General features: G+C 76.1%; 1 pseudogene. It reads left to right on the forward strand.

Going from position 1 to position 10,864, the window contains the following annotated elements:
• Positions 1-23: 23 nt before the first annotated feature.
• Positions 24-10,847, forward strand: a pseudogene (locus ACQ452_RS06305) (type I polyketide synthase); the annotation flags it as partial.
• Between the last annotated feature and the right edge of the window lie 17 nt (positions 10,848-10,864).

Consider the following 10,864-nt stretch of genomic DNA (forward strand, 5'->3'; position numbering starts at 1 on the left):
GGAGGGCGACGGTAGTGGCCAACGAGGACAAGCTCCGGGACTACCTGAAGCGGGTCACGGTCGACCTGCAGAAGACCCGGCAACGCCTGCACGAGGTGGAGTCGTCCGCGCACGAGCCGGTCGCTATCGTCGGGATGGCCTGCCGCTACCCGGGGGGCGCGACGAGTCCCGAGGAGCTGTGGCGGCTGGTGTCGTCCGGCACCGACGCCACCGGCGCGTTCCCGACCGACCGGGGCTGGGACCTCGACGCCCTGCACGACCCCGACTCGGCCCGCGAGGACACCTCCTACACGGCGCGCGGCGGTTTCCTGTACGACGCGGCGGAGTTCGACCCCACGTTCTTCGGCATCAGCCCCCGCGAGGCGGTCCGCACGGACCCGCAGCAGCGGCTGCTGCTGGAGGTCGCGTGGGAGACGCTGGAGCACGCCGGCATCGACCCCGCCACCCTCGCGGGCAGCCCGACCGGGGTCTTCACCGGCCTCATGTACCACGACTACGCGGGCAGCAACAGCTCCGGCAGCGTGGTGTCCGGCCGGGTCGCGTACACGCTGGGGCTGGAAGGACCCGCCGTCACCGTGGACACCGCGTGCTCGTCGTCGCTGGTGGCGCTGCACCTGGCGATCCAGGCCCTGCGTCGCGGCGACTGCACGCTCGCGCTCGCGGGCGGGGTCTCCGTCATGGCGACACCGCTGACCTTCGTCGAGTTCTCCCGCCAGCGTGGCCTCTCACCGGACGGGCGGTGCCGCTCGTACTCCGCCGACGCCGACGGCACCGGGTTCGCCGAGGGCGTCGGCGTGCTGCTGGTGGAGAAGCTGTCGGACGCGGTGCGCAACGGTCACCGCGTCCTCGCCGTCGTGCGGGGCTCCGCCGTCAACTCCGACGGCGCGTCGAACGGCCTGACCGCCCCGAACGGCCCGTCGCAGCAGCGCGTCATCGAGGCCGCGCTGGTCGACGCGGGCCTGCCGACGAGCCACGTCGACGTCGTCGAGGGGCACGGCACCGGCACGACGCTGGGCGACCCGATCGAGGCGCAGGCGCTGCTCGCGACGTACGGCCAGGACCGGGAGACGCCGCTCTGGCTCGGCTCGGTGAAGTCGAACATCGGCCACACCCAGGCCGCGGCCGGGGTGGCGGGCATCATCAAGATGGTCCAGGCGATCCGGCACGGCGTCCTGCCCGCGACGCTGCACGCCGAGCGTCCCACGGACCAGGTGGACTGGTCGGCCGGGGACGTGCGGCTGCTGTCGTCGGCCGCGCCGTGGCCGGCGACCGGACGACCGCGCCGGGCCGCCGTCTCGTCGTTCGGGTTCAGCGGCACGAACGCCCACGTGATCATCGAGCAGGCGCCGGCGGAGCCCGAGCCCGAGCTGGCGTCGGCGCCGGTGACGTCGTTGCTGGTCACCGCCCGTGACCCCGGTGGGCTGCGCGACCAGGCACGACGGCTGTCCACTGTGGTATCTCGGGTGCGGCCGGCGGAGCTGGGCTACGCCCTCGCCACCACCCGGCAGCGCTTCCCGCACCGGGCCGCGGTGGTCGGCACCTGCGCCGAGGAACTGGCCGCTGGCCTGGCCGCCCTGGCGCGGGGCGAGCAGGCGGTCAACCTGGTACGCGGACGCCCGGCCGGTGACCGGCCGGCGATGCTCTTCTCCGGGCAGGGCGCGCAGCGGCCCGGCATGGGCTCGGGGCTGTACGCCGCGTTCCCGGAGTTCGCGGCGGCGTTCGACGAGGTGTGCGCCGCGCTCGACCCGCACCTGGACCGGCCGCTGCGCTCCGTCCTGGACGGCGACGAGCTGCACCAGACCGGTTACGCCCAGCCCGCCCTGTTCGCCCTCGAGGTGGCACTGTTCCGGCTCGTCCGGTCGTGGGGTGTCACGCCCTCGGTCGTCGCGGGCCACTCGATCGGCGAGCTGGCCGCCGCGTACGTCGCGGGCGTGTTCCCGCTCGCCGACGCCGCGCGGCTGGTCGCGGCGCGCGGCCGACTGATGCAGGCGTTGCCGGCCGGCGGGGCGATGCTCGCGGTCGAGGCGACCGAGGACGAGGTGTCGGCCCTGCTCGGCCCCGACGTGGGCATCGCCGCCGTCAACGGCCCGACCTCGGTGGTGGTCTCCGGCACGCAGGAGTCCGTGGCGGCGGTGGCGGCGCGGTTCGCCGACCGGCGGACCCGGCGCCTGCGCGTCTCGCACGCGTTCCACTCGCCGCTGATGGAGCCGATGCTCGCGGAGTTCCGGACGGTGGCCGAGACGGTGTCCTACGCACCGCCCACCATCCCGGCGGTGTCGACGGTCACGGGCGAGGCGGCGGACGAGCTGTGGACGAGCCCGGAGTACTGGGTGGGGCAGGTCCGCGCGACCGTGCGCTTCGCGGACGCGGTCCGGACCGTCGCCGCCACCGGCGCCGCGACGATGCTCGAACTGGGCCCGGACGCGGTGTTGTCGACGATGGCGGCGGACTGCCTCGACGGCGACGTGCTGGCCACGTCGGCGCTGCGCCGGGACCGGGACGAGCCGCGGGCCCTGGTGCAGGCGCTGGCGCGGCTGGAGACCCGGGGGGTGACCGTGGACGCGGTGGCGTTCTACCGCCGGTCCGGGCGCTCCCGGGTCGAACTGCCGACCTACGCCTTCCAACACGAGCGGTTCTGGCTGGACAGCGCCGCGCCGGCCGGCGCCGCCGCCGACGGGGACGACGACCTGTGGGCGGCGGTGGACAGCGGTGACCTCGACACGGTGGTCACCACGCTCGACGTGGACCCGCAGGCGCCCCTGGCCTCGGTGCTGCCGGCACTGTCGGCGTGGCGCCGGGGCCGCCACGACCGGTCCGTCGTGGACGGCTGGCGCTACCGGGTGCGGTGGGACCGCCACCCCGCCGGGGAACCCGCCCCGCTGGTGGGCACGTGGCTGCTGGTGGTGCCGGAGGCGCCCGTGGCCGGCGATCCCGGCCGCGCCGTCGCCGACGCCCTCGCGACGCACGGCGCCACCGTCGTCACCGCCGGTCACGACGGCGTGGCGGCGCACCTCGACGGGGAACTGAGCGGGATCGTCAGCCTCCTCGCGCTCGACGAGGCACCCCTGCCCGGCCGGCCGGGGGTTCCCGCCGGCGCCGCCGCCACCCTCGACCTGGTCCGGTCCCTCGCGGGCACCGGTGTCCCGCTGTGGTGCCTCACCCGGGGCGCCGTCACCACCTCCCCGTCCGACCCGGTCACCGGCGCGGCGCAGGCGCAGGTGTGGGGCCTCGGCCGGGTCGCCGCACTGGAACTGCCCGACTCCTGGGGCGGCCTGGTCGACCTGCCCGCCCAGCTCGACGAGCGCACCGCCGCCGCCCTGGCGGGCGTCCTCGCGGGCGGCGGGGAGGACCAGGTGGCGCTGCGCCCCGACGGCGTCTTCGTCCGCCGGCTGCACCGCGCCCCCGTCGTCGGGGCCCCCCGCTGGGGCGGCGCGACGGGCACCGTACTGGTCACCGGCGGCACCGGCAGCCTCGGCGCCGAGGTCGCCAGGACGTACGCGCGGCACGGCGCCGAGCGCCTGGTGCTGCTCAGCCGGCGCGGCACCGCGCCCGCCGGCCTGCTCGACGAGATCCGTGCGCTGGGCGTGGAGGCCGTGGTCGCCGCGTGTGACGTCGCCGACCGCGCGGCCCTCGAAGCCGTGGTCGCCCGCTACCCCGACATCCGCGCGGTGGTGCACGTGGCCGGGCTGGCCCAGCTCACCGGCCTCGCGGAGATGGGCCTCGACGAGTTCGCCGACGTCGTCTCCGCCAAGGTCGCCGGTGCCGCCAACCTCGACGCCGTCTTCGCCGACCGGGACCTCGACGAGTTCGTCCTGTTCTCCTCCGTGGCCGGTGTGTGGGGCAGCGGCGGTCAGGCCGCCTACGCCGCCGGCAACGCCTACCTGTGCGCCCTCGCCGAGGCCCGCCGCAGCCGGGGGCAGGCCGCCACGGCCCTCGCCTGGGGCCCGTGGGCCGGCAGCGCGCTGGTCGACGACGAGATGTCCGTCGCCCTGCGCCGGCGCGGCCTGGTGCCGATGTCGCCCGACCGGGCCGCCGCGGCCATGCGGACCGCGCTGGCGGCCCGCGACACCACGGTCGTGATCGCGGACGTCGACTGGGCGGCGTTCGTGACCTCGTTCACCGCGCTGCGGCCGAGCGGACTGTTCGACGCCATCCCCGAGGCGGTCGTCGAGACGGGCCCCACCGGCTCGGCCGACCTCGCGGGGCTGCTCGCCGGCGTGCCCGAGGCGGACCGCCTCACGCACGTCGTCGACCTGGTCCGCACCCAGGTGGCGCACACCCTCGGCTACGCGGGGGCCGAGGCGGTCGAGGCGACCCGCGCGTTCAAGGAACTCGGCTTCGACTCGGTCACCGCCGTCGAGTTCCGCAACCGGATGATCGACGCCACCGGTATGCGGCTGTCCGCGGCCGTCGCCTTCGACTACCCGACGCCTGTCGCGCTGGCCGAGCACCTGCTGGCCAGCGGCACCACCGAGGTCGGGACCGCCAGGAGACCCGCCGACGAGCCCGTCGCGATCGTCGGGATGAGCTGCCGCTTCCCCGGCGGCGTCGGATCGCCGGAGGAACTGTGGGCGATGCTGCGCGACGGCCGCGACGGCATCGGCCCGTTCCCCACCGACCGCGACTGGGACCTCGACGGTCTGTTCCATCCCGACCCCGAGCACAGCGGGACCAGTTACGTGCGTGAGGGCGGCTTCCTCGCCGACCTGCCCGGCTTCGACGCGGCCTTCTTCGGCATCAGCCCCCGCGAGGCGGAGGCCATGGACCCGCAGCAGCGGCTCGTGCTGGAGGCGTCGTGGGCGGCGTTCGAGGACGCGGGCATCGACCCGAGCACCCTGCGGGGCAGCGCGACCGGCGTGTACGTCGGCAGCAACAACAACGACTACATCCGGCTGACCGGTGCCGTCGGGGCGAGCACGGAGGGCTTCATGGCCACCGGCAACGCCGCGAGCATCATGTCCGGCCGCCTGTCGTACGTGCTGGGCCTGGAGGGCCCGGCCGTGACCGTGGACACGGCCTGCTCGTCGTCGCTGGTGGCGATGCACCTGGCCGTGCAGGCGCTGCGCTCGGGGGAGTGCGCGATGGCGGTCGCGGGCGGCGTCACCGCGATGTCGACCCCCGGGGCGTTCGTGGAGTTTAGCCGGATGCGCGGTCTCGCGCCGGACGGCCGCTGCAAGGCGTTCGCCGCGGGCGCGGACGGCACCAACTGGGGCGAGGGCATCGGCGTGGTCGTGCTGGAGCGGCTGTCCGACGCGCTCGCCGCGGGCCACGAGGTCCTCGCCGTCGTACGCGGGGCCGCGGTCAACTCCGACGGCGCGTCCAACGGGCTGACCGCACCCAACGGGCCGTCGCAGCAACGGGTGATCCGGCAGGCGCTCGCCGACGCGGGGCTCTCCCCGGCGGACCTGGACGTCGTGGAGGCGCACGGCACCGGCACGACGCTGGGCGACCCGATCGAGGTCGACGCGTTGTTCGCCACCTACGGGCGCGACCGCCCCGGGGACCGCCCGCTCTGGCTGGGCTCCGTGAAGTCGAACATCGGGCACACCCAGGCCGCGGCGGGCGTCGCCGGGGTGATCAAGATGGTGCTCGCGCTGCGGCACGCGGAGCTGCCCAGGACGCTGCACGTGGCCGAGCCGACGGGGCACGTCGACTGGTCGGGCGGCGTCCGCCTGCTGGCCGAGCCCCAGCCGTGGCGGCGGGGTGAGCGCCCCCGCCGCGCGGGTGTGTCGTCGTTCGGGTTCAGCGGGACGAACGCGCACATCATCCTCGAGGAGGCACCCGGGACCGCCGACGTCGAGCGGCCCCGCGCAGCCGGACCGGTCGCGCTGGCGCTCTCCGCCCGGTCCGACGCCGCGCTGCGCCGGCAGGCGGCGGACGTGGCGCCGCTGCTGGCCGACGTGCCGCTGCACGACCTCGCGTACTCCCTGTCCCGGCGGGCCACCCACCCACGCCGCGCGGTCGTGGTCGGCGACGTCGACGAGCTGCGCGCCGGGCTGGCCGCGCTCGCCGCGGGCGAGCCCGCGCCGACGGTGGCCACCGGGGTCGCGGGTCGGCCGGGCAAGGTCGCCTTCTCCTTCCCCGGGCAGGGCTCGCAGTGGATCGGGATGGCCGTGGAACTGCTCGACGACTCCCCGGTGTTCGCCGCGCGGATGGCCGAGTGCGAGGCCGCGTTGGCGCCGCACGTCGACTGGTCGCTGGAGGCCGTCCTGCGCCAGGGCGGGGACCTGGACCGGGTGGACGTCGTCCAGCCCGTCCTCTTCGCCGTCATGGTGTCGCTCGCGGCGCTGTGGCGCTCCCACGGCGTCGAGCCCGCTGCCGTGGTGGGGCACTCGCAGGGCGAGATCGCCGCCGCCTGCGTCGCCGGTGCGCTGTCCGTGGCGGACGCCGCGCGGGTCGTCGCCCTGCGCAGCAGGGCGCTGCTGCGCCTGTCGGGCAAGGGCGGCATGGTGTCGGTGCCCCTCCCGGTGGCCGACGTGCGGGAGCGCCTGGAGCGTTTCGACGGCCGGGTGACCGTCGCGACAGTCAACGGGCCGCGCTCGACGGTGGTGGCCGGCGAGCTGGCCGCCCTCGACGACCTGCTCGACGACTGCGTCCGCGACGGCGTGCGGGCCAAGCGGATCGACGTGGACTACGCGTCGCACTCGGCGTACGTGGCGGAGCTGCACGACGAGCTGCGCGACGTCCTGGCGGGACTGGAACCCCGCCGGCCGGAGGTGCCCCTCTACTCGACCGTGGACGACCGCTGGCTGGACGGCGAGGCGCTGGACGCCGAGTACTGGTACCGCAACCTGCGGCAGACGGTGTGGTTCGAACCCGCGATCCGTGCGTTGCTCGACGCGGGCGTCACCACGATCGTCGAGGTCAGCCCGCACCCCGTGCTCACGATCGGTGTGCAGGACGTCATCGACGACGCCGAGGCTCCCGCCACCGTGGTGGGTTCGCTGCGCCGCGACGAGGGCGGCCTGACCCGTTTCCTGCTCTCGCTGGGCGAGGCGCACGTGCACGGCGTCGAACCGACGTGGGGGATCGAGGGCGCGCGCCGGGTGCGGCTGCCCGGCTACCCCTTCCAGCACGAGCGCTTCTGGCCCGTCGCGGGTACGGCCACGGCCGACGCCGCCGGCCTGGGCCTGGCCGCCACCGAGCACCCGCTGCTCGGCGCGGCCGTCGCGCTGGCCGACACCGAGGGCCTGCTGTTCACCGGCCGGCTGTCGGTGTCGGCGCACCCGTGGCTGGCCGAGCACCGGGTCGGCGGGCAGGTCGTCGTGCCCGGCACCGCGCTCGTGGACCTCGCGGTGCGCGCGGGCGACGAGGTGGACTGCGGCCGGGTCGAGGAGCTGACCCTCACCGCCCCCCTGGTCCTGCCCGAGCAGGGCGGGGTGCAGGTGCAGATGCACGTCGGCACGCCCGACGGGACCGGGCAGCGGCCGCTGACGATCCACTCCCGGCCGGACGGGGTCGCCACCGACGCCGCACCCTGGGTGCGCCACGGCGTCGGCCTGCTGGCCCCCGGGGAACCGGCCGGCGACTTCGACACCACCTGGCCGCCGCAGGCCGAGCCCGTCGCCTCCGACGAGCTGTACGCCACCCTCGCCTCGGCCGGCCTCGCGTACGGCCCGACGTTCCAGGGCGTACGCCGGGTGTGGCGGCGGGGTGAGGAGATCCTCGCCGAGGTCGCCCTGCCGCCGGCGGCCACCCGGACGGCGGCCGGGTACGGCGTGCACCCGGCCCTGCTCGACGCCGCGCTGCACCCGCTCGCGCTCGTCACCGGCGGCGGCGGGGCGCTGCTGCCGTTCGAGTGGAGCGGGGTGGCCGTGCACGCCGTCGGCGCGACGGAGCTGCGTGTCCGGCTGCGCCCGCGCGGGCGGCACACCGTCGCGGTGACCGTCGCCGACCACACCAACACCGTGGTCGCCGAGGTCGAGTCGCTGGTGCTGCGGGAGGCCACCGCACCCGCGCGGCCGAGCCCGCAGCACGACGCCCTGTTCCGCCTGGAGTGGGTCGCGGCCGACACGGCGGCGTCCCCGCCGGCCGCCCGCTGGGCGGCTCTCGGCGGATGCACCCTGCCGCGCGACGCCGGGCTCGGCAGCGACAGCTACCCGGATCTGGCGGCGTTGCGGGCCGGCGTCGCCGACGGTGCGTCGGTGCCCGCCCTGGTCGTCCTGCCCTGCGCGGCCGACCCGGCCGACGACCCGGCCCGCGCGGCCCACCGGGTCGTCCACGACACCCTGGCGGTGCTGCGGGAGTGGCTGGCCGAGGAGCGGTTCGCCGACGCCCGGCTGGTCGTCGTCACCCGGGGCGCGGTGGGCGTGCACGAGGCGGCCACCGACCTGGCCAGCTCGCCGGTGTGGGGGCTGCTGCGCTCGGCGCAGACCGAGAACCCCGACCGGTTCCTGCTCCTCGACGTCGACGACCGCGCACCGCACCGGGCGCTCGCGGCGGCCGTCGCGGCCGACGAGCCGCAGCTCGCCATCCGCGACGGCGTCGTGCTGGTCCCGCGGCTGGCCCGCGCGGCCGGCGGCCCCGCGCTGGTGACGCCGGCGACCGGGCGCTGGCGGCTGGACGTCACCGAGCGGGGCACGCTGGACAACCTGGCGCTGCTGCCGGACGAGGACGAGCGGCTCCCGCTGGGGCCGGGCCAGGTACGCATCGCGATGCGCGCCGCGGGCCTGAACTTCCGTGACGTGCTGATCGCCCTGGACATGTATCCCGGTGGGGGCGTGATGGGCGGCGAGGGCGCCGGCGTGGTCGTGCAGACCGGGCCGGACGTGACCGGCGTCGCGGTCGGCGACCGGGTCATGGGCCTGTTCCACGGCGCCTTCGGCACCGAGGTGACCACCGACGCGCGGATGGTCGTGCCGATCCCGGCGGGCTGGTCGTTCGCCGTGGCGGCGTCGACGCCTATCGCGTTCTGCACCGCCTACCACGCGCTGGTCGACCTGGCCGGGGTGAAGCCGGGGGAGCGGGTGCTGGTGCACGCCGCGTCCGGCGGCGTCGGCATGGCCGCCGTCCGGCTCGCCCGGCACCTCGGCGCCGAGGTGTACGGCACCGCCAGCACCGGCAAGTGGGACGCGCTGCGCGCGATGGGGCTGCCGCAGACGCACATCGGCAACTCGCGCACGCTGGAGTTCGAGGAGCGCTTCGGCGCGGCCGGCATCGACGTGGTGATCGACTCGTTGGCGAAGGAGTTCGTCGACGCCTCGCTGCGCCTGCTGGGCGCGGGCGGCCGGTTCATCGAGATGGGCAAGACCGACGTGCGGGACCCGGAGCGGGTGGCCGCCGACCATCCGGGCGTCACCTACCAGGCGTTCGACCTGCTCGCCATCGACCCGGACCGGGTCGGCGCGATCCTGCGCCACGTGGTCGCACTGCTCGACGCGGGCGAGTTCACGCCACTGCCGGTGCGGCCGTACGACATGCGCCGCGCCCCGGCGGCGTTCCGGCAGATGGCCAAGGCACGGCACGTCGGCAAGCTGGTGCTCACCGCGCCGCCCCGTCGCGACCCCGACGGCACGGTGCTCGTCACGGGCGGCACCGGCACGCTCGGCGGGCTGCTGGCGCGGCACCTGGTGACCCGGCACGGGGTGCGGCACCTGCTGCTGACCAGCCGCCGTGGCCCGGACGCCCCCGGGGCCGCCGAGCTGGTGGCGGAGCTGACCTCGTCCGGCGCGCAGGTAACGGTCGTGGCGTGCGACGCGGCGGACCGCGCCGCGCTGGCCGGGGTCCTGGCCCGGGTGCCCGCCGGGCACCCGCTGACCGCCGTGGTGCACACGGCGGGCGTCCTCGACGACGCCCTGGTCTCCGCGCTGACCCCGGAGCAGGTCGACGCGGTCCTGCGGCCAAAGGTCGACGCCGCGGTCAACCTGCACGAGCTGACCCTGGACGCCGAGCTGGCCGAGTTCGTGGTGTTCTCCGCGGCGGCCGGCACGATGGGCGGCCCCGGGCAGGGCAACTACGCGGCGGCCAACACGTTCCTGGACGCGCTCGTCGCGCGCCGCCGTGCGGCCGGGCTGCCGGCCCGCTCGCTCGCCTGGGGCCTGTGGGGCGAGGCGAGCGGGATGACCGCGCACCTCGACGCCAAGGACCGGGCCCGGATGGCCCGCGTCGGGCTGCGGGAGCTGTCGGTGCCGCAGGGCATGGCGCTCTACGACGCGGCGGAACTGGTCGACGAGCCGCTGCTGGTGCCGATGCCGGTCGACCCGGCGGCCCTGCGCGAGCTGGGCCGGGTCGGCATGCTGCCCGCGCTGCTGCGTGGCCTGGTGCGGGGACCGTCCCGGCGGGCGGTGGAGCAGGCGGCGCGGTCGGCCGGCGCCCTGCGCGACGACCTGGCGGGCCGCAGCGGCCCGCAGCGGCGGCACACCGCGCTGGAGTTCGTCAGGGCGCAGGCCGCCGCCGTGCTCGGGCACGCCACCGCGAGTGCCGTGGACCCCGACCGGCCCTTCACCGAGCTGGGCTTCGACTCGCTGACCGCTGTCGAGTTCCGCAACCGGCTGAAGGCGGCCACCGGCCTGAAGCTCTCCGCCACGATGGTCTTCGACCATCCGACCGCCGCGGCGCTCACCGACCACCTGCTGGCCGGGCTGGCCCCGGCCGAGGTGGATCCGGCCGCGGCGCTGCTGGCCGAGCTGGACCGGCTGGAACGCTCCTTCGCCGAGGCTGGCGCGGGCGACCTGGCGGACCCGGTCAAGGCGCGGATTACCGAGCGGTTGCACGCCGTGATGTCGAATTGGCGTGGCAGGTCCGACGTGGACGCCGAACCCGACGCACCGGACGTGGGCCTGGCACTGAAGACCGCCTCGGCCGACGAGCTGTTGCGGTTCATCGACGAGGAGCTCGGCGCTGCCTGAACCGTACGCGCTGAGGA

This window comes from Micromonospora sp. KLBMP9576 (assembly GCF_050941805.1).
Classification (GTDB): domain Bacteria; phylum Actinomycetota; class Actinomycetes; order Mycobacteriales; family Micromonosporaceae; genus Micromonospora.